Annotated in this window: 16 protein-coding genes; 8 read left to right on the forward strand and 8 right to left on the reverse strand. The window is 56.4% G+C overall.

Annotated features, from left to right (window positions below; translation table 11 throughout):
* Nucleotides 1–39: 39 nt before the first annotated feature.
* Nucleotides 40–984, forward strand: a complete 945-nt coding sequence (gene trxB / locus H3S97_RS03435) for a thioredoxin-disulfide reductase (RefSeq protein ID WP_198219624.1) — start codon at nucleotides 40–42, stop codon at nucleotides 982–984.
* 850 nt (nucleotides 985–1,834) lie between these two features.
* Here the strand turns inward: trxB and H3S97_RS03440 are convergent.
* The 8 genes from H3S97_RS03440 to rpmH form a co-directional block, all read right to left on the reverse strand.
* Nucleotides 1,835–3,427 carry a ParB/RepB/Spo0J family partition protein gene (locus H3S97_RS03440; RefSeq protein WP_198219625.1) on the reverse strand — a complete coding sequence of 531 codons (1,593 nt, stop codon included), beginning with the start codon at nucleotides 3,425–3,427 and terminating at the stop codon, nucleotides 1,835–1,837.
* A gap of 4 nt (nucleotides 3,428–3,431) precedes the next feature.
* The gene (locus H3S97_RS03445) at nucleotides 3,432–4,379 is read right to left on the reverse strand and encodes a ParA family protein (protein WP_198219669.1); all 948 of its coding nucleotides are present in this window, start codon (nucleotides 4,377–4,379) and stop codon (nucleotides 3,432–3,434) included.
* A gap of 2,039 nt (nucleotides 4,380–6,418) precedes the next feature.
* Entirely contained in the window at nucleotides 6,419–7,303 is an 885-nt protein-coding gene (locus H3S97_RS03450) for a 16S rRNA (guanine(527)-N(7))-methyltransferase RsmG (protein WP_198219626.1), read from the reverse strand.
* A 462-nt stretch (nucleotides 7,304–7,765) separates the two neighbouring features.
* Nucleotides 7,766–8,407, reverse strand: coding sequence for a Jag family protein (locus H3S97_RS03455; protein ID WP_045935958.1), 642 nt, complete (start codon nucleotides 8,405–8,407; stop codon nucleotides 7,766–7,768).
* A 189-nt stretch (nucleotides 8,408–8,596) separates the two neighbouring features.
* Entirely contained in the window at nucleotides 8,597–9,619 is a 1,023-nt protein-coding gene (gene yidC, locus H3S97_RS03460) for a membrane protein insertase YidC (protein WP_045935959.1), read from the reverse strand.
* Nucleotides 9,620–9,621: 2 nt separating this feature from the next.
* On the reverse strand, nucleotides 9,622–9,933 hold the full coding sequence (yidD, locus tag H3S97_RS03465) for a membrane protein insertion efficiency factor YidD (protein ID WP_029678380.1): 312 nt from the start codon (nucleotides 9,931–9,933) through the stop codon (nucleotides 9,622–9,624).
* The gene (gene rnpA / locus H3S97_RS03470; protein WP_198219627.1) at nucleotides 9,930–10,436 is read right to left on the reverse strand and encodes a ribonuclease P protein component; all 507 of its coding nucleotides are present in this window, start codon (nucleotides 10,434–10,436) and stop codon (nucleotides 9,930–9,932) included. The genes yidD and rnpA overlap by 4 nt, the downstream gene beginning before the upstream one ends.
* 26 nt (nucleotides 10,437–10,462) lie before the next feature.
* Entirely contained in the window at nucleotides 10,463–10,597 is a 135-nt protein-coding gene (gene rpmH / locus H3S97_RS03475; RefSeq protein ID WP_015022700.1) for a 50S ribosomal protein L34, read from the reverse strand.
* Between the two features lie 331 nt (nucleotides 10,598–10,928).
* Between rpmH and dnaA the strand changes: the two genes are divergently transcribed.
* The 7 genes from dnaA to H3S97_RS03510 all read left to right on the forward strand — a co-directional run bounded on the left by dnaA (nucleotide 10,929) and on the right by H3S97_RS03510 (nucleotide 21,821).
* Nucleotides 10,929–12,671 (forward strand): chromosomal replication initiator protein DnaA, encoded by a 1,743-nt coding sequence (gene dnaA, locus H3S97_RS03480; RefSeq protein ID WP_198219628.1) that lies wholly within the window; start codon nucleotides 10,929–10,931, stop codon nucleotides 12,669–12,671.
* 414 nt (nucleotides 12,672–13,085) lie between these two features.
* The gene (dnaN, locus tag H3S97_RS03485) at nucleotides 13,086–14,210 is read left to right on the forward strand and encodes a DNA polymerase III subunit beta (protein WP_045934804.1); all 1,125 of its coding nucleotides are present in this window, start codon (nucleotides 13,086–13,088) and stop codon (nucleotides 14,208–14,210) included.
* A gap of 29 nt (nucleotides 14,211–14,239) precedes the next feature.
* Entirely contained in the window at nucleotides 14,240–15,502 is a 1,263-nt protein-coding gene (gene recF / locus H3S97_RS03490) for a DNA replication/repair protein RecF (protein WP_198219629.1), read from the forward strand.
* On the forward strand, nucleotides 15,499–15,996 hold the full coding sequence (locus H3S97_RS03495) for a DUF721 domain-containing protein (RefSeq protein ID WP_198177078.1): 498 nt from the start codon (nucleotides 15,499–15,501) through the stop codon (nucleotides 15,994–15,996). The genes recF and H3S97_RS03495 overlap by 4 nt, the downstream gene beginning before the upstream one ends.
* A 292-nt stretch (nucleotides 15,997–16,288) precedes the next feature.
* Nucleotides 16,289–18,328: a DNA topoisomerase (ATP-hydrolyzing) subunit B gene (gene gyrB, locus H3S97_RS03500; RefSeq protein ID WP_232356261.1), complete on the forward strand. Its 2,040-nt coding sequence runs from the start codon at nucleotides 16,289–16,291 to the stop codon at nucleotides 18,326–18,328.
* Between the two features lie 134 nt (nucleotides 18,329–18,462).
* The gene (gyrA, locus tag H3S97_RS03505) at nucleotides 18,463–21,090 is read left to right on the forward strand and encodes a DNA gyrase subunit A (RefSeq protein WP_408610422.1); all 2,628 of its coding nucleotides are present in this window, start codon (nucleotides 18,463–18,465) and stop codon (nucleotides 21,088–21,090) included.
* 104 nt (nucleotides 21,091–21,194) lie between these two features.
* Nucleotides 21,195–21,821, forward strand: coding sequence for a DUF3566 domain-containing protein (locus H3S97_RS03510; RefSeq protein ID WP_198219632.1), 627 nt, complete (start codon nucleotides 21,195–21,197; stop codon nucleotides 21,819–21,821).
* Nucleotides 21,822–21,842: the final 21 nt, after the last annotated feature.

The following is a 21,842-nucleotide window of genomic DNA, read 5'->3' on the forward strand; positions in this document are numbered from 1 at the left end:
GCGTGTGGCCCAGTCATCCTAAATGGATACAGTGGCGTTATGAAGCAAACTGTTCATGATGCCATTGTTATAGGGTCCGGACCCGCAGGATACACTGCCGCCATTTATCTTGGCAGAGCTGGATATGCTCCACTCGTTATTGCTGGAGCCCTAACGCCCGGCGGTCAGCTTATGAACACGACGGAAGTAGAGAATTTCCCAGGATTCCCTAAAGCAGTGCTTGGCCCCGATCTTATGGATCAGATGCGCGATCAGGCCGAACATTTCGGTGCTCAGATAGAATATGATGATGTCGTTTCAGTTGACTTGAACCAAGACGTCAAGCGAATCACTACCGATGGAGGCCAAGAATACCAAGCTCGAGTCGTCGTCATCACCACTGGTTCGCAATATCGGAAATTGGATATTCCTGGCGAGCGCGAGTTCTCAGGACGAGGAGTATCCTACTGCGCAACATGCGACGGCTTCTTCTTCAAGGATAAGCCGATCGTAGTTGTTGGCGGCGGGGACTCTGCCATGGGTGACGCGGACTTCCTGACCCGTTTCGGCTCTTCCGTCACACTGATCCATCGTCGCCAAGGCTTCCGCGCTTCAAAAATCATGGTGGATCGCGCCGAGGGCAACGACAAGATCAACTTCCTTCTCGATTCGGTCGTCACGCGAATCAACGGCGACGACAGTGGCGTTATCTCTTTGGATGTGCACAATACAGCCACTGACCAGCAGTCCACCATTCCAGCCAACGGAGTTTTCGTTGCCATTGGATTCACCCCTCAGACCGCTTTCCTTAATGGCCAAGTTGATCTGGATCAGGATGGCTATATTCAGGTCGAGGGTGGGTCAACGAAGACTTCAGTACCTGGAGTCTTTGCCGCTGGTGATGTCACCGACAAGATTTATCGTCAGGCCATTTCCGCCGCTGGCATGGGTTGCCGTGCTGCCCTGGATGCTCAGGAATATCTTACGAGCTTGGATAACCGATAAGGTCTGATACGCCCCCGCAAACAATAACCCACGTGCCTGGTAGTTTACAATTACCAGGCACTTCGTTTATCGATTATGCGCAACTGTCTATCAAGTTCCTGGCTGTCAAGTTTTCTTAGTTCTCCATTGACCGCAGCCGGACATCTCACTCAATAGGAACACGACCAATCCTAAAGCTGCTCCAATTGCTCCCTGCTGACATAAAAGACACGTTCCACTGAGACGACATCCCACAATCGGCCCCCTCCCTCCCATTGCCACATCGAAAACCCTACAAACCTCGCCTGCTGAGGTTTGTTAACTTCTTGTTGGACAAGAGCCATTCCTCCTCAAAAGCCGCATAAAAGCCAGAAGAACTTAACTAACCAACTGACACATACCTAAACAACCATCCGATAATGCCAACCAGCTAATCAATCATCGACTCACTGTATATCTCACCCTTGAACACACTCATCTTTTTATCGACAGCTATGCATTTGAGATACCGAGCCTTTGAGATACCGAGCCTTTGAGATACCGAGCCTTTGAGATACCGAGCCTTTGAGATACCGATCTACCCAGAAGTAGTTACATGGCGCTATAACCACGCTAATTCTTTAACAGGTGTCGCAATTCACGCCCTGCCAGCAATATGTAGATTTCACACTACCTTTCAGTACGGGCTCTGAGATCTTTGAATGGTACATGCTCATAACTGCCGAATCATTCCGATACTTAGACAAAAACAGCGGTTGCTCATCAGCTCAGACAAAACCAGACTGGGCTTGAAGCAATCGCTTGCCTTAACGAAGGGGTTTAGTCGATCAACCCTTACAGTCGCATTTTGAGATTGGGATCAAAGTATGTATCAAACCCAACCTTTATCGCCCGAACCAATGTCATTATTTGTGGATTGATTCTTCTCCAAAAGAATGGCAACGATACGGTCCATGTCTTCAGGCGAAGAAAATACGATTTCAATTTTTCCGTGCTTTTTAGTGCCCTTAATAGCCACTTTGGTATCGAAGTGACTTTCCAGATCCTGGCGCACAGGACTATCCGCCCAGGCGTTTACCCTAGGTTTTTTTGCTTTCTCCTTCGCCTGCCCTGTCTGCAACGCGACAAGTTCCTCGGTTGATCTTACCGACAAACCCTCAGCAATGATTTTGTCTGCCAGAGCAGCCATAGACTTTTCATCCGGCAAAGTAAGCAGGGCGCGGGCATGTCCAGCTGACAACACACCTGAGCTTACTTTTTTCTGCACACTTGGGGGCAACTTCAACAACCGAAGTGTATTGGTGATCTGAGGTCTGGACTTAGAAATCGACTTGGACAAACCGTCCTGAGTCAAGCCAAACTCGTCAATCATTTGCTGATAAGCGGCTGCTTCTTCCAACGGGTTAAGAGCTACTCTATGAAGATTCTCGAGCAAGGCATCACGCAACATGGCGTCATCGCTCGTTGTTTTCACAATTGCCGGTATGGTTTCCAGGCCAGCCAATCGAGTAGCTCGCCAACGACGCTCACCCATTATGATTTCATAATGGGTTGTTTGCCGCAGCTTCGCCTCTCTATGGTTTAAACCCTGACTCGATTGTTCCTTGCTGGTCTCAATGTCAAATGCTTTGGATTTACTTTCCGCACTGTCAACCGAGGTTGTTTTATCCTCGATTTTTCTTGGACGGTCTGCAAGAGTTGATCTTCGCACCACTATGGGCTGCAATACACCAACTTCCTTGATGGAGCGGGAAAGCTCCAAGAGCTCATCTTCATCGAAGATTTGCCGTGGTTGCTGAGCGTTTGGCCTAATATCGTCCACACGCACCTCGGCCAAGTACCCGCCTTGGACGGGTTTCAACTCCTCTTGGCTGTTGTTCCCCGCTTTATTTGGCTCGCTATCACTGCGAACAGCACCGGCACGGTTAGTGCTTTGCCGAGTCTCATTTGCCTGACGGTCGACACCTTCGCTCGATTCCACCATGGACGATGTTTCACGTGAAACATTTGTCGTCGTAGGTCCAAAGAATAGATCGCTTGGGTGCTCCAGGCTGCTGATCGACGGGACAGGCCGACGCTTGGTAGTCCTCTTCGAAGTGGATGTTTCACGTGAAACATCCGCGCCGAGAGACTCAGAAATGCTTACACGCCTTTGTCCCGTGTTGGAACGTTTGTGACCGCTCTTAGAAGATGCTGCCGTAGCCGCTAGTTGAGAGTTTGCACGACCCGAATGCGCAGTACTGTGTTCTCTTTTGGCTTTGTCTTTTTCCGAGGCGTCCCTCACTTGGCGCTGTTGTCCGTCCGATTCCGTAGGCAAGCCTTGAAGAGTAGGCTGCTTGTTACCTGAATTCTGTACTTCGTTATCTTGTTGCCGACTTTTGTCAGCATTGGTTTCGTCATCTTCACCTGGCAGGGCGGGGAATAAAGCCCCCAAGCCCTTGCCCAACCGTGAACGGCTTGTCATGTCCTCACTCCCCCTGTCTTCTATTGGCAATATGTTCCAGCACTTGCTCGGACCTCTGGGCAATTTCTAACGCTGCCTCTTCATATGCGATAGCACCGGCCCCTTTAGGATCGTAGGTAACGACGCTTTGCCGGAAGCTAGGAGCTTCAGAGATTTTGACTGAGCGAGGGATGGTCGTATTAAGCACTATCTCTGGATAATGCGCCTTGACTTGGTCAAACACTTCCTTGCTGAGCAGTGTCCGTCTGTCATACATAGTCAACAACATGGTCGAGATTACCAGATAGGGATTATAGCTCTGCTGAACAAGCCCTATGGTATGCAGCAATTGTTGCAATCCTTCGAGGGCATAGTATTCAGCTTGCACTGGAATCAATACCTCATTGACTGAACACATGGCATTCAGAACCAGCAATCCAAGACTGGGCGGGCAATCAACGAGAACATAGTCATAATGGTGATGGCAGACTTTGAGATAGTCCGCAACTGCCTTTTTCATGAGTTGATTGCGGTTGGGCATATCAGCAACTTCGAGCTCAGCACCACTCAGATCAATCGACGATGGGACAACCTCAAGGTTCGGGAATTCAGGGGAAACCACCTTAACGTCGTCGATACCAAGACGACCCTCTAGCACATCATATGTTGATGGCGTCCCGGACTCGTGAGCCACGCCCAGTGCAGTGGAAGCATTGCCTTGCGGATCCATATCGATGACCAACACACGTTGATCAAATTCAGCAAAAGCACACGCTAAATTAACGGTGGTAGTGGTTTTCCCCACCCCGCCTTTTTGATTTGCAACGGCAATAAAGCGGGTCTTTGTAGGGTGAGGAAATTCAGCCTGGCGTAAGGCCTGATAGCGTGCAGATAAATCTGCCATCTCCGCACCAGACACCGAACCGTTCCCGTCAGCGAATATTCGATTCAGAATATCCGTTGCCGTCTCCATACCTGATGTGTTCGGCGTGGACTGCTCACCGCCTTCCGAGGTATTTCTCGAAACGGGTTTCACCTTCTTCGATGCGGTCACGAACCTTCCTCCTTTTGATAACCATTCAATTTTCCCGTCCTAGTTGGACATGTCAGAACGGCCGCAAGTTATACACCGTCACTGTTTATAACTGTGGATAAGTGTGGATAGCTCCATCAGCGCATATGAGATCGACCCTTTCTCTAAATTATTGGTTTTGCCTTGCAATTATTGACAATTCTGCCGCATCACGCCCGATGCTACGGCATACAAACGATGATGTGGATAACTCGATCACCGGGTCTAAATTGTGCATAACTTAACAATAGCGAATCAATAAATCTCCTACGTCGTGAATATAAGCAGGAACCTTCATGGTTATAATCAATGATGGCATCCACCTGTTGGAATGCTGTTTTATATGCTGCTGGAACTCTCCAATTAAGCTCCAGATGGAAAATCTTATACAAGAGTACAGCAGAATAGTGTTTCACGTGAAACATCTTTGTTGCCCGGGAAGTATTCTTGTAAAGTTAATTGTCAGTTCAAACGGTCAGAGTACTTCGCTTTGTCCTTTTATTTCCAAAAGCTGTACATGTGCGAGCACCAACTGATACTTGCTTGAGTAGACAACACTGAATGTTTAGTTTTTCAAAGGAGAATTGGACTCTGTTAAACAAGATTCGACTATGCCCAGTCAGCAATTATATTCAACTCCATGAGGTTATAGCTAAAGAACAATCATCTGCGCATTCAGACCATTGCCAACCTTATCTATGATGGGTTTTAATAATATAACAACTTTCTTTCGCTTGTGCTTCAATACACAAACTTGTTTATTGAATTAAATACCAATTGTTTCACGTGAAACATTACGATCAATCTGTATGCAGAAATCGTACACTAAGAACTGCTCAAGCTGAATAATGTTCTGTGCAGAGATCCCACAAGATCGGAAAGCAGCAAATGGCATTCTCTCCTAACATACTGTCACTCTTATAACTACTCGTAAGAGTCAGCGAAGTCATTTTGATCTATCACGCTCGTTATTAATAAAGCCCTCTCTACCTTTTGCAGGTCAATACAGCTGTTGATTTTACGATGTTTCACGTGAAACATTCTTTAGTGACCGCCTCTCAAACCGAAGAATATCTCTTATACGGCTTCATTCGGTTGACAAGCTACTCCAGATACCGCGGGAAGGTTTGATAGTAAGGATTGATTCTAAAACTGATTCAGTCTGGATAAAACGCCGATTCATGCAATCCTGATACATTTGCAGCGACGACATAACTCTATACGGTTGATAAAGAGACCGAAAAGATCAACACTCAGATTTAGACACGAAAGACTCCCCTGATGTAGAGGAAACATGTATATGGTTACAGCAAGACGAAAATAACTACAACAGTCGAGTATATGAAACAGGTAAATTCATAGATCACCAAGCAGCGAAACGACGCAATCTCCAGGGAGTCTTATGCAACATGGGAAGGGTAGCGGTACATCCAATTCCAGGATAAACCTCATAGAATCGGATAACTAATTAATGTATGGATGCCAAGCTCGGAATAGAATAATACTTGCTGGCAAAACAATAGAGTCGCTGCGTGTTGCTCAATATTCAAGAGACAGAACTCACATATTTCAAATATATATAGTATTTATAAATTTGAAAAATGTGCATGTTTTGCACTAGCTTAGACTTGATTTCGGAAAATCCAGGAAAATTCGGACTTCAAAGACATCCATGACAGACACTATAAATCAACGATATGCTTACATTTCCTTATGACCAAACAATCGATCCATCTCGATCAATCATCTATCTGTCAATCCCGTTTGGAGAAAACCAATTAAATCTGGTATGACTTAATCAGTCATTTCTTATCAGTTATTCAGCAAGGCACCGTGCTAGGGGTTGATAATGTATTCTCTTAGCAATCAAATTCTTTTTCTCTATTGAGCCAAGTCTCCGACATAATATTTTTTAAATAATGTCATATAAGCGTCGCGCTTTAGCGCTTGTCCACAAGAACAACATGAGTATCCTCAAGACCAGGAGCGACTGGAGCTTGGCAAACCCGTGGATTCTCTCCATGACATTTTTTTATCTCTTTAGCAGCCTTATCAAGCTCAGCCTGTGCCGAACGGCCCTTAAGAGCAATAAGCTGACCTCCCGATCTCAAAAGAGGTAAAGTCCATCCGGCGAGCTTAGTCATGGGAGCTACAGCTCTGCACGTCACGACATCGAAAGTCTGAGGTACTGAGGGATTGGAGTCGGCGTTTGCTAGACCTTCTCTCCCCATTACCCCCGAGGAGTCATGGCCATTTACATCTTGTTGACTGTCATCATTTCTGACTGCAGCCAAGGTTGAAGAATCTCGACGTCCGTAGACCGAAACGGGCTGTTCCTCGCTTCTACGACGACCGTGGCGGCGACTTTGTGAACCTTTTTTGTTATGCCGCGTCGACGCGTGGGGTGATTTTGGGGCCAGATCCTCTGCACGCTTACGAAGCACAACCGCATTAGCCAGGTGCAACTCATCAACAACTTCCTGCAGCCAAGTTACACGCCGCTCCATTGGCTCGACTAGGACAACCTTGCACTGCGGAAGGCAAGCTGCCAGTACAATGCCTGGGAAGCCCCCACCGGAACCAATATCTGCCACTGTCGCCGTCTGACTGTCAGTGGTCAATCGCTCTCGCACGAAAGGGACAATAGCAGCTGAATTGAGTATGTGCCGCTCCCAAATAATATCCTCGTCGCGAGGGCCAATGATGCCCCTCTCCACACCCTCACGCAAGATCTTATCGTGGAAACGCTGCATGGGTACCAGAGCATCGCCGAGCACCTGGCTTAAGAGGGGACTATCGTTCAGCTCATCATCCACAACAGCCATTTCAACTCCTCACATTCACATTTGACGCCCAGTCAATTACAGCCACAGACCACGACAGCGTCATGCTGTCTCGTATACAGCGAGGTTTCACTCTGCCAGAACCGAAAACCGTTGGATTCCTAAAACTATTTACCAACGTGTGCTATTACCGACGTGAGGTTTTCAACCGCAAAAGCGCATCGAGAGCCGAATATCAGTATCCCATCGGAAACAGCATAGGCGCAGTCTCTGATAGAGGATCACCAACCGAGGGCATCGGAATCAAACAGCATGGCAAACCAACCATCATGAGCCTGACAGCACTATACAGCTGACTGATGGCACAATACACCTGCCAAATAGCACAGTCTTGGTAAATAACACAAGAATCTTAGGCAGTACGATTGCGTCAAACAGTGAACCAATCTAAAAGGCCGACATCATAAGTACTTCATCGGCCCGTAGTCCTACATGGCTCGGCAATCACTGCCTATCGGCATCCGCAGGATCGTCATCAGCCGGGTAGTCAGCCGAATCATCGACCTGGTCTGTCTCATCCGCGTCCAGCGGGGCATCATACCCGACTGGCTCATCCTCAACATCGTCAGGCAGGTCCTCGTCTTCGCTCTTGGCCTTCAGGTAGACGGTGACGTAACGGTGGGGTTCCTCGCCGTGGGAGCGTGACTTCAGCCCCTCCTCGCGGACCATGTCATGGACGATCTTACGCTCGAAGGAATTCATAGGCTTCATATTGACAGGTTCGCCGGACTCACGGACCTCGTCAATCACGTCCAGGGCCTGCTCGCGAAGATGTTCGCGCTTGCGCCGCAGGAAACCGTCCACATCCACAATCAGGTGGGAGCGCTCCCCTATCTTCTGCTGCACGGCCAGCCGCGTCAGCTGTTGAAGAGCATCGACTACCTCGCCATCCTTGCCGATCAGATGCCTGATATCCGTGTCGTCGTCAGCCACAATCTGCACGGTCGGACGGTGGTTGCGCACCCCCATCTCGATATCGCCCTCGTAATCGACGATGTCCAGCAACCCCTCCAGATAGTCGGCGGCGACATCCGCCTCCTCATTGAGTTGCTCGATGGTCTTTCCCTGGTCCAGAGACTGAGACATCTATGCTCTCCTTACACGCGTTTACATCCGATTCATAACCTCAGGTCCACTGGATTCCTGGTCGGATTCCTGGTCACCAATCGAGTGTCCAGTATTGAGGATACACGGACGTGATGATTGCAGACTACTCCAGTATCCGCCCGACCGAAAGCCGGGTCATCACGCCAGCCACCACTGCCATTAGCCGCCTCAACGGCCGCGACGCTTGCGGTGGGGCTGAGAACGTTGGTGGGAGACGTTCTTGTTGTTGCGGGCCTCCTCCTCAAGCCGCTTGGCCTCCATCAACTGCTCCTCCTCCAAAGAGGGCAGCCCCTGACGCTTGCGGCGAGCATTCTCACGGTGGTGGTCCCGCTCCTCCTTGCTCTCTGCGGCCGGCGAGCCCGGCGTGGGCATATGGCGAACCTGGAAGAGGGTTCGGCCCAGATTCCAAAGGTTGTTGGTCAGCCAGTAAATCAGTACGGCGAAGGGGAAGTAGATGCCTGAGAAGATGTACATGACCGGGAAGATGAAGGCCATCATCTGCTGCATCTTGTACTGCTGTCCCTGCATGGCCGACCTGGGCATGTTCCGCCGGACGTTGTGGAACTGCGAGTAGAACATGGCCAGGCACATGAGCACGATGAAGACCACGATGACTATGCGGCCCGCGCCCTGTGCGGACATGAAATTGTCCGAAATCCGCAGCCCGAAGAAGGTGGTCTCCTCGAATTCTCGCGCCACCTGTCGGTTGAAGGCCCCCAGGGGCGCCCGCTTGCCCCGGGCGATGAAGGGCACAGCCGAAAGCACATAGAACATGGTCATGAAGACCGGGCCCTGGACCAGCGCGGGCAGACAGGACCCCATGGGGTTGGCATGGTTATCCTGATAGACCTTCATGGTCTCCCGGCTCATAGCCTCTCGGCTAGCCGGATCCTTCTTGTTACGGTACTTGTTCTGGATCTTCATCAGCTTGGGCTGCAGGGCCTGCATCTTTTGCATGGATCGCAGCTGCTTGATGAAGAGCGGCAGGACGCACAGGTTGACGACCAGCACCAGCATCACTACCGAGAGCGCCCAGGCCACACCGGGACCCTTATGGAACCCGATTAGAGTCAGGAACTTGTGGCAGTAAGTCATGATGTAGGTCATGAGCCACTCAATCGGGTACAGGATCTTGTAGAAGAAGCCGTATATGCCCGTATCGAAAGTGAAAGTGTCGTTGTTCTGGAACATTGTCAGGCCGTCTCCTTGTCTGGGGCCATGGGGGTCAGCCGGGCCTCCTCATGAGCCTTGGACCACGAGAACCGATAGAAGATGGAAAATCTCTGGGGCACGTCATCGATTCCGCCGTTGTTGAAGGGCGTGCACCGCAGTAGCCGCAGAACGGCCAGGATGGTTCCACGCAAGGCACCGAACCTCCTCAGGGCAGTCAAAGCATATTGGGAACAGGTCGGGTAGTAACGGCACCTCGGCGGCGACAGAGGCGAGATGTGGCGCTGATACCAGCGGACTGCACCCTGCAGAACCCGGGATGCCAGGCCGCTCATGCCCTGCATCCTTCACTGGCTTCAAGCTGTTGGACCAATTGATGCTTGGACCCGTCGACAAACTGCAACCCCGGCTGTACCTGTGCATCAAGGCCTCCGGCGGTCTTTCCGGTCTTGTGCATAAGGTCACGGAAGAGCCTGTCCACTTGCTCCTCCAACTGCTTGTAAGTGGCCGTGGCAGCGCTGGTTTTGGCGCGCATGACCAGATCACAGGAGGATGGCAGCAGGTCCTCCTTGGATCCGGCAAGTTGCCTGAATCTGCGCTTGACCTTGTTCCTGGTCACAGCCTTACCCACATTTTTGGATACAGCGAGCCCCATGCGGCGTCTGCCTGCAGGCAGGATGTCATGCCGCCCTTCACGCACAGCCGATGTCACCGGCAGCGGGGTCGCCGTCCGGTCAGATCCGGGTATCAAGTAATGTATGACCAGATCCCTGCTGCTGACCCGATGGCGTCGCCTGAGCACCGCCGTGAACTCCCGGTGGCTCCTCAGCCGCTCCACCTTCTGAAAAGGGATTGGGATCCGATTCAGGCGGAGAGGGTCCGACGACCCTTGGCCCGGCGGCGGTTGATCAGTGCACGACCGGAGCGGGTGCGCATGCGAGCGCGGAATCCGTGCTTCATGTGACGACGGCGATTGTTGGGCTGGAATGTCCTCTTCATAATTCGTTGCTCCCGTGTGTAGACATACTCGAGTACGGCTCGTTATGAGTCAAGCTATATCACGGTACACATGAGCCGGGACGGAGTCAAACGAGCCCCCACCATCCAGCTGGCGAGAACCGCTCCATACCCTGTACAAACCCTGTCATAGAGGGAGAAAGAGCATCTTTACTTATCCACAAATTACATCACTGTTATTCACATTCGGCGCAGATACAACACGCTATCCTGTGGATAACCGCGCAAAGTCGGTGTAACAATGGGCTACTGTCTACTTTGAGAGAAGCAGGAAGACCGGGAAATCCGTCGTCGAGAAGAGAGGAGCACACTGATGGCGCAGGATCCGCTGGATGCCGCTGCCCAGGCCAAGAGAATCTGGGATTCGGTCCTGCAGGTGCTCCGCTACAGCAGCTCACTGACCTCAAGGGACAAGGGCTGGCTTGAGGACATCACCCCAGAGGCGGTCTTCGGCACCACCATCGTTCTGCGGGTCTCCTCCAAGGCCACCCAGGAGGCTGTGCAGGGACCGCTCAGCCAGCCGCTCCTCAATGCACTGCAGCTGGTCACCAACCAGGAAATGTTCCCGGCCATCAAAATCGTATATCCGGAGCAGATGGCCAAGCAGAAGGCTGCCAATCAGCAGAACGACCAACGCGCCTCCGCCATGGCCAGCTCCGCCCCGGGCAGCGGCGAGTTCCGTCAGGTTCCCAGGCCTGCCGAGGATCCCTACGGCGACTACCGGCGTCAGAGCAGCGCCGACCGAGCTCCCAGCTCGGAGACCCGCCCGGACTGGCGGACCGAGACTGCTGAAACCTCCAAGTCCCCGATTGTTTCCGTCAACGACTTCCATGAAGGCACCTATGTGCCCATGACCTTGGATATGCAGGCCGAACTGTCCGAGCCCTCCCCCACTATGAGGCCAACGGCAGGCACTGATGCCGACCAGCCGAGTGAGACAGAGAGGACCGCATCCCGGCCCGCCTTCACCGTGCCTCGCTTCCCCATGAGCCAGAACCGGGTGGAGCGCGATCCACAGACCCACCTGAACAAAAACGCCACCTTCGACACCTTCGTCCCAGGCGACTCCAACCGCTTTGCGCGGACCGTGGCTCTGGCCGTGGCCGAAGGATCAGGCCAGGACTTCAACCCCTTGTGTATCTACGGCAGCTCGGGCCTGGGCAAAACACACCTGCTCAACGCCATCGGCAACTATGCCCTGGTCAAGGATCCCTCGCTCAAGGTCCGATACGTCAACTCGGAGGAATTCACCAACGAGTTCATCGATGCCCTGCAGAACTCCACCCAGGGATCAGGCCAGATCGCAGAATTCAACCGCCGTTACCGGCAGGTGGATGTGCTCCTTATCGATGACATCCAGTTTCTGGGGGGCAAGGAAGCCACCCTGGACCAGTTCTTCCACACCTTTAATGCCCTGCATGACGCCAACAAGCGTATCGTCATCGCATCGGACGTGGCGCCCAAGAATCTGAAAGGCTTCGAATCACGACTGATCTCGCGCTTCGACTCGGGTCTGACCGTAGACGTCAAGCCGCCAGACCGGGAGACTCGGGTGGCCATCCTCAGAATGATGGCTTCCATGAACGGGGTCAGCATCCCCAACGAGGTTCTGGATCTGATCGCGGAACGCTTCACTGAGAACATCCGAGAGCTTGAGGGTGCCCTGACCCGTGTAACCGCCGTGGCCAGCCTCAATAATCAGCCGGTCACCACGGCCCTGGCCGAACAGACGCTGCAGGATTTCTTCTCTACGGATGTGGAGATCAAGCCCACTGACATCATCTCCCAGGTGGCCAAGTACTTCCATCTGACCTTCGATGATATCGTCGGCCGCACCCGCACCAAGAACATCGCCCTGGCCCGGCAGATCGCCATGTATCTGGCCCGGGAAATGACCAGCATGTCCTTGGTAGACATCGGCGAGGTCTTTGGCGGCCGCGATCACACAACAGTCATGCATGCCTATACGCGCATATCCAACGAGATGCAGGAAAAGCGGGAGATTTACAACTACGTCATGGAGCTGACGGTCCGGCTCAAGCAGCCTCAGAACTGATACGACACGCAGATACCTGTGTGGATTAACAGAAAAAGATATCCACCTACTTATCCCCGGATGTGGGCAAACCCTGGGAATAACCCACCGATTTTTCGGGGACAAGTGGTGAATTTGTAGCGAATAACCACCAGACTTTTGTGGACAACTGGCCGAGAATCCTCGCTTGTGGATAACTTGACCTTTTATTCACATCAATCTCACCACTTATCCACATCACCCGGGTAATGCTCATCCACCTCGTTGCAAGGATTCGAAAACTTATCCACAGCATCCACCGAGCTTATTACGATGACTCTATGTATATTTATGCAATAGTCATCTTCACACTCAAGCACATCCGTTCACTCCAACCACATAACCCGGCCTATTCGATAGAATGAGTCCAGTTCATTCGTCGACAAGAAGGCTCCCATGAAAGTAGAAGTGAATTCATCCGCACTCTCGGATGCAGTGGCCTGGACCACGCGCATCATCCCCTCCCGACCGGCTTCGCCGATTCTGGCAGGCATCAGGATGGAAGCCTCTGACGGAACATTGAAGCTTTCCGCCTTCGACTACGAGGTTTCAGCAAGAAACCACATTGAGGCAGGCATTGACGAATCAGGAACGGCATTGGTGCTGGGCAAACTGCTGGCGGACATCACCAAATCCCTGCCATCAGAGAAGACCTACCTGTCTACCGAGGGATCCAAGATGACCATCACCTCGGGCAAATCCACTTTTTCCCTGCAGCTGATGCCCGACAGCGAATATCCCGACCTCCCTGCCGTGCCCGAGCCCATGGGCCAGGTGGATGCCGAAACCTTTATCCAGTCCATCTCCCAATCCATCGTCGCTGTTTCCCGGGAAGAGAGCCGTCCGGTCCTGACCAGCGTCAAGACCGAGATCACCGGGGACAAGGTGGTCATGACCGCCACCGACCGTTTCAGGCTGTCCCGTTCGAGCTTCACCTGGACTCCACGTGATGCCGACTTCTCCACCTCCATGCTGATCCGTGGCTCCCTGTTGCGGGACATCGCCCGGTCCCTGGATGAGCACCAGAACGTGACCATGGATTACGAGGCTGACAACCCCACCATCATGGGTGTGGAAAACGCCGGCAAGATATCCACTACCCAGCTGATTGACGGGGAATTTCCGGCCGTGGATCGTCTCTTTTCGGATGAATACCCCATCCAGGCGGTCATCGCCCGGCAGGATCTGATTGACGCCATCAAGCGTGTGGCCCTGGTAGCCGAGCGCAACGCCCCCATTCGTATGGTCTTCTCCGGCAACGAGGTGACCCTGAGCGCCGGCACAGCTGACGAAGCACAGGCCCACGAGGTTCTGCAGGCGGATCTGGACGGCGAGGACATCACGGTGGCCTTCAATCCCAGCTACCTGATTGACGGGCTGGGCGCCATCGCCGAGCCCTTTGTCCGCATCAAGATGACCTCGGCGGTCAAGGCCGTGGAGTTCAACGGTCAGCAGGAGCAGGATTCAGAGGAGTCCATGGACTACCGTTACCTGCTGGTACCCATGCGCTTCAACAACTGACGCCCGGGCAGGTTCGAGGAACAATCGCCGTGCACATCTCCCGTCTGGTTCTGGATCACTTCCGTTCCTGGGAGCACTGTGTCCTCGATCTGGAGCCCGGGGTGACCATTCTGGAGGGGCGCAATGGCCTGGGCAAGACCAACCTGGTCGAGGCCGTCGAGGTCCTGTCCACCGGCGGCAGCCATAGGACCTCGTCCTCTCTGCCCCTGGTGGAGCGTGGGCAGTCCAAGGCCACCATCAGAGCCAGGCTGGAGCAGGACGGGACCGCCACCGACTATGAGCTGACCATTGCCGCCAAGGGAGCCAATCGCGGAAGAATCAACGGCGGGCCGTCCCTCTATCAGCGTGACCTGGTAGGTCGGGTGCCCTGCGTGACCTTCAGCCCCGAGGATCAATTGATGGTCTCCGGAGAGCCGGCAGCCAGGCGGGCCGTGCTGGATCAGGCCGGCAGCCAGCTCGATGCCGACTACTTCCAGGTTCGGCAGGATTTTCGCCATGTGGCCAGGCAACGCGCCGCCCTGCTCAAGCAGCTCTCCCAGGCGGGCCATGACCCCTCAGGTGATGGGCGTGAAGCCGCCCTGTCAGGCCTTGAGGTATGGACCGGGCAGTTCATCCGCACCGGGCTGGATCTGAGCCGACGACGAGCGGCTCTGGTAGAGGCCCTGGACCAGCCCTTCAGCGATTTGTATGGTCGGCTGGCAGGCCCCGATCAGGATGCCCGATTGACCTATCGGCCATCCCTGGAGGAGATCGGGCCCGATAAGCAGACCGGTCCCGAGGTCGCCGAGGCCGTCAGTCGTCACTTTCAACGGATATACCCGGGGGAAGTGGCCCGGGGCACCAATCTGATCGGCCCCCAGCGCGACGATCTGGCTTTCACCCTTAACGGTATGCCTGCCAGGGAGTTCGCCTCCAACGGTGAGATGTGGACCCTGGCCCTGGCTCTGAGGCTGGCTCTGCTGCAGGTGGTCAAGGATCGTCGCTCTCTGGAGCCCATCGTTATTCTGGATGATGTCTTCGCCCAGTTGGATCGGGGCCGCAGGGACCAGATTCTGGACTTTGCCCGCCAACAGGACCAGGTGCTGATCACCGTGGCCGCCGACAGCGATATTCCCTCCCTACAGGGAGCCAGGCTGGTGGATGTGTCCGGGCTGAGGCCTGTGCAGCCATCCGATCCGGCCGCCCAGGATCCGGCCATCGCCAGTGCCATGCAGGACCTGCGTCGAACCAGAGGGACGGCCCATGGCGACTCGGATACGTCGGATGAGGCGGAGGGGAACGACCTGTCATGAAGGCGCCCATGGTTGAGACACTGCACCTGGATCAGCGTCGGTTGCCGGCCCTGGTCTTCGAGGGTTGCACCCGACGGGCCGCCACTCGTCGGCAGCGGGAGGACAATTCCCGCAAGGCCTGGTACGCATTTGGCAAGCCCGGCCGCGACCCAGCCAAACTTGGAGGCGTGGTGACCAGCCTGGCTGCCGGAAACGGGTGGACCAGCCATCTGAAGGTGGCCCGGCTGCGCAACCAGTGGGACAGTGTGGTGGGACCCGGCATCGCCGCCCATTCGAGGGTGGTTTCCTACCGGGATGGCGTGCTGATCATTCAGGCGCAGACCACGGTCTGGGCCACCCAGCTGACCTACCTGGTTCCCCAGCTCAAGGCGACCATTGTCAGGCGGCTGGGCATGCCGGTCAAGCAGATCCGGGTGACCGGCCCCCACAACTATAGCTTCCGCCGTTCACGGTTCGATCCGCCGGGCCGAGGCGTACGCGACACCTACGGGTGAACCCATAATCTGCGAATACCGTTTTGCCAGCTTTCTGTAAGCCTAAAGTCCCCTAGCGCTGGTAATCTATAGGTTATAGGGTCAAACGCTTCCAAGGCCCCTTTATGGACGATTTGGAACCTGGTGACCATGACTCGATCCCCCGCTCGACTACGAACGGAAGCCGCTTTGTCGTCAGTGGCCGACGATGGGGGTGCAGAAAGGACTATCCGTGGCAGAACTCAACACTGACCCGTCCCGGACCCCGCAAGAGGGTCGGGAGCATGAGGAGGACAAGCCTCAGGATGACGGTATGACGGGCCAGGATCAGCTGGACGACGCGCAGCTGGATGACTCGCTTTCCCCAGAGCATTATGACGCCAGCGATCTGAAGGTGCTGGAGGGGCTGGAGGCGGTCCGCGTCCGTCCCGGCATGTACATCGGCTCGACGGGCCCTAGGGGCCTGCATCACCTGGTCTACGAGATCGTCGACAACTCGGTCGACGAGGCCCTGGCCGGGTACGCCGACCATATTGAAGTCACCATTCTGCCTGACAACGGCATCCGCGTGGACGACAACGGCCGCGGCATCCCTGTGGACGAGGTGCCGGGCGAGGGCAAGAGCGGTGTCGAGGTGGTGATGACCAAGCTGCATGCCGGCGGCAAGTTCGGAGGCGGCGGCTACGCGGTCTCAGGCGGTCTGCACGGCGTGGGCATCTCCGTGGTCAACGCCCTGTCCACCCGTATCGATGTCCAGGTGCGTCGGCAGGGCTACCACTGGCATCAGAACTTCCACAACCAGAAGCCCACCGCTCCCCTGTCCAGGGACCAGGCCATGGGGCCGGACGAGAGCACCGGCACCTCGGTGACCTTCTGGGCCGATCCCAAAATCTTCGAGACCACGGTCTATGACTTCGAGACCCTGCGCAGCCGCTTCCAGCAGATGGCCTTCCTCAACAAGGGCCTGCGGATCACCCTGACCGACCTGCGTCCCAATGACCAGGCCGGCGACGAGGTGGCGGGCGAGGAGCAGACCCCGGAGCAGAAGGGCCAGTCCGTCAGCTACCAGTACGCCAACGGCATCAAGGACTATGTGGACTACCTGGTCAAGGTCAGGAAGGCCACGCCTGTGGAGGCCGAGGTCATCGACTTCGAGGCCGAGGACCTGAAGCTGGGCATCTCCGCCGAGGTGGCCATGCAGTGGACCACCGCCTACTCGGAGTCGGTGCACACCTTCGCCAACACCATCGCGACCACCGAGGGCGGTACCCATGAAGAGGGGTTCCGAGCGGCCCTGACCAGCATGATCAACCGCTACGCCAGGGACAAGAACATCCTCAAGGACAAGGATGACAACCTCTCTGGCGACGACGTGCGCGAGGGGCTGACCGCCGTGGTCTCCGTCAAGCTGACCAACCCACAGTTCGAGGGCCAGACCAAGACCAAGCTGGGCAACTCCGAGGCCAAGACCTTCGTCCAGCGGGTCATGACCGAGAGGCTGAGCGACTGGTTCGACGCCCACCCAGGCCAGGCCAAGGCCATCATCCAGAAGGCCATGGAGGCCTCCCGGGCCAGGATCGCAGCCAAGAAGGCCCGCGAGAACACCCGTCGCAAGTCAATCTTCGAGACCGCCGGCATGCCCGACAAGCTCAAGGACTGCCAGTCCAGCGACCCCGAGGAGTGCGAGCTGTTCATCGTGGAGGGCGACTCCGCAGGCGGCTCGGCCATCCAGGGGCGCAACCCCATGACCCAGGCCATCCTGCCCCTGCGCGGCAAGATCCTCAACACGGAGCGGGCCAGTCTGGACCGCATGATGAAGTCCGACACCATCGAATCCCTGATCACGGCTGTGGGCGGCGGATACGGCGAGGACTTCAACATCGACAAGGTGCGCTACCACAAGGTCATCATCATGGCCGACGCCGATGTGGACGGCGCCCACATCGCCACCCTGAATCTGACCCTCTTCTTCCGCTACATGCGGCCCATGATCGAGGCCGGCTACGTCTACGTGGCCATGCCACCGCTCTACCGGCTCAAGTGGACCAAGGGGCCCCACAGCTTCGTCTACACCGATGCCGAGCGCGACAGGGTCCTGGCCGAGGGCAAAGCCTCCGGCCGGCAGCTGCCCAAGGGCGAAGGAATCCAGCGCTACAAGGGTCTGGGCGAGATGAGCTATCAGGAGCTCTGGGAGACCACCATGGATCCGGAGCACCGCATCCTCAAGAAGATCCGCATCGATGACGCCGAGCAGGCCGACGAGACCTTCACCATGCTCATGGGCGACGAGGTCGAACCCCGGCGTCTGTTCATCCAGCGCAACGCCCACGACGCCCGTTTCATCGACGCCTGAGACGGACGCCCTCCCCTTTTCACCATTTGAGCTAAGGATCGATTTTGGCAGACGATAACAACAACGACAACAGTCCGGACCAGGACGGCCTCAACCTGCCCGACGGGTCTCGCGAGCCGCTCAGCCCCCAGGAGATGGACAACACCGATTACGGCCTCCTCAAGGGCGAACGGATTCAGCCCATTGATCTCCAGCAGGAGATGCGGGAATCCTACCTGTCCTATGCCCTGTCCGTGATCGTGGAGCGGGCCCTGCCCGATGTCCGCGACGGCATGAAGCCGGTCCACCGCAGGGTCATCTACGCCATGTACGACGGCGGATACCGGCCCGATCGCGGCTACAACAAGTGCTCGCGCGTGGTGGGCGACGTCATGGGCAAGTACCACCCCCATGGCGATTCGGCCATCTATGACACCATCGTGCGTCTGGCCCAGTCCTGGTCCATGCGTTATCCGCTGGTGGACGGCCAGGGCAACTTCGGCTCACCCGGCGACGATCCGGCGGCCGCCATGAGGTACACCGAGTGCCGCATGGCCCCCCTGGCCATGGAGATGGTGCGTGACATCGACAAGGACACAGTCGACTTCATCCCCAACTACGACGGCAAGACCCAGGAGCCCACGGTTCTGCCCTCCCGCTTCCCCAACCTGCTGGTCAACGGATCAGCCGGCATAGCCGTGGGCATGGCCACCAACATTCCTCCGCACAACCTGCGCGAGGTGGCCAAGGGCGTGCACTGGGCCCTGGAGCATCCCGAGGCATCCAAGGAGGATCTGCTCAACGCCCTGATCGCCATCATCAAGGGGCCTGACTTCCCCACCGGCGCCACCATTCTGGGCCACAAGGGCATCGAGCAGGCCTACCGGACCGGACGCGGGCTGATCACCATGCGGGCAGTGGTTAACACCGAGGAGATCCGTGGGAGGATGTGCCTGGTGGTCACCGAGCTGCCCTACCAGGTCAACCCCGACCGGCTGGCCTCCTCCATCCGCGAGGCCGTGCGCGACGGCAAGATCCAGGGCATCGCCGATATGCGCGACGAGACCTCGGGCCGCACCGGCCAGCGTCTGGTCCTGGTGCTCAAGCGCGATGCCGTGCCCAAGGTGGTCCTCAACAACCTCTACAAGCACACCCAGCTTCAGCAGACCTTCGGGGCCAACATGCTGGCTCTGGTGGACGGGGTCCCCAGGACCCTGAGCCTGGACGCCTTCATCCGCCACTGGGTTGACCACCAGCTGGACGTGGTCGAGCGGCGCACCCGCTATCTGAAGCGTGAGGCCGAGGATCGAGACCACATCCTGCAGGGTTATCTGAAGGCTTTGGACATGATCGACCAGGTCATCGCCCTGATCCGCGCCTCCAAGGATGTGGAGACGGCCCGTACCGGTCTGATGGAGCTGCTGGACGTGGACGAGGTCCAGGCCGATGCCATCCTGGCCATGCAGCTGCGTCGTCTGGCAGCCCTGGAACGGCAGAAGATCCTGGACGAGCACGAGGATCTCATGCGCAAGATCGCCGACTACAACGACATCCTGGCCCATCCCGAGCGCCAGCGCACCATCGTGGGCGACGAGCTGGACGAGATCGTCGACAAGTACGGCGATGAGCGTCGTACCCGGATCGTCCCCTACTCGGGCGAGATGAACGTGGAGGATCTGATCGCCGATGAGCAGGTGGTGGTCACCGTCACCCACTCCGGCTTCGTCAAGCGGACCAAGGCCGACGAGTACCGGGCCCAGCACCGCGGCGGCAAGGGCATCCGCGGGGCCAGATTGCGCGAGGACGATGTGGTGGACCACTTCTTCCTGACCAGCACCCACAACTGGCTGCTCTTCTTCACCAACAAGGGCCGGGTGTACCGGCTCAAGGCCTATGAACTGCCTGAGGGTTCCCGCGACTCCAAGGGGCAGCATGTGGCCAATCTGCTCCAGCTGGGCCCGGGCGAGCGGATCGAACAGGTCCTTTCCCTACACGGCTACGACGATGCCGACTATCTGGTTCTTGCCACCCGGACCGGACGGGTCAAGAAGACCCGCTTGGCTGAGTATGATTCGCCCCGCCAGGGTGGTCTGATCGCCGTGCGGCTGATGGAGCTGGGTACCGTTACCGACGAGGAGGGACAGGAGGTGCCCCAGAGCGACGAGCTGGTGGGTGCCGCCCTCTGCAATGCCGATGACGAGATCATCCTGGTTTCCCGCAAGGGCATGAGCGTGCGCTTCCCGGCCGATGACTCCACCCTGAGGCCCATGGGTCGGCAGACCGCCGGCGTCCAGGGCATGCGGTTCCGCCCCGGCGACGAATTGCTGAGCATGGACGTGATCGCTAGTGAGTCCAGCGATGACCTGCTGGTGGTCACCGACGAGGGCTTTGCCAAGCGAACCGCGTTGAGCGAGTACCGCCTGCAGGGCCGCAACGGCTACGGCGTCAAGGCCATCGCCATGGTGGAGGGCCGGGGATCCCTGGTCGGCGCCCTGGTGGTGAACGAGGACGACCAGATTATGGCCATCATGAAGTCCGGCAAGGTCATCCGTTCCGACGTGGCCGAGGTCAAGCGGACCGGTCGCAACACCCAGGGGGTCACCCTGGCCAAGCCCGACAAGGGCGACGAGATTCTCTCCATCGCCCGTAATGCCGAACGTGACGACCAGGAAGGGGACGCCGGTCAGAGTGACCTGGCTCCCGCCGCTCCCCTGGCAGCCAAGGATCAGCCCATCGCCACCACCGGAACCGGCGACGGCCAGAGCCTGACCCAGGAGGACTGAGTTGGTCCGCTACCAGTCTGACAAGACTGGTAGCCTCATAAGAAGTCATGCAGGCCCAGCGGCGGTATGCGCGGGCCATTGAACGCAAGGATCAAGGAGTGCCGATGAGCCAGGATGATCAGGAGCAGGTCAAGGCCGGCAAGCAGGGTGCTGGTAAGTCCCAAAAGGGGAAGACCAAGGCTGATGAATCCGCACAAGGCGAGTCCCGTCGGTCATCATCGGCCACTCCCCCGGCTCCCGCAGCCGGCAGGACGGCATCGGGACGTTCAGCAAGAACCACAGCCTCGGCTGCCGGTCCGGTCAAGGTATCCTCATCCCGTCCTGTCCGGCCTGTGGCTTCGGCTTCGGCGGCGCGTCCTCACGTGCCTCGGGCCCGGCGCATGCAGCTGTCCCTGACCCGGCTGGAGCCCTGGTCGGTGGCCAAGGTCACCTTCCTGCTGGCTATCGCCGGGGGCATCATACAAGTGGTGGCCGCTGCCCTGCTCTGGTTCCTGCTCAACGCCATGGGGCTCTTCGATAACCTGACCCAGGTCATTTCCAAGACAGGTCTGGACGCGGGTGGTTTCGATCTGGGCCAGGTGCTGAGTCTGGGGACGGTCCTGAGTTCGGTGACCATCTTCTCCATTTTCGAGATTGTCATAGTAGTGGTTCTGGTCACCATTTTCGCCTTCCTGTACAACCTGGTCAGCTCCCTGGTGGGCGGCATCCACGTGACCTTGGGCGACGACTGAACACCTGCTCGGAGCAGTCAA

Source organism: Bifidobacterium choladohabitans, assembly GCF_016102005.1.
Lineage (GTDB): Bacteria > Actinomycetota > Actinomycetes > Actinomycetales > Bifidobacteriaceae > Bombiscardovia > Bombiscardovia choladohabitans.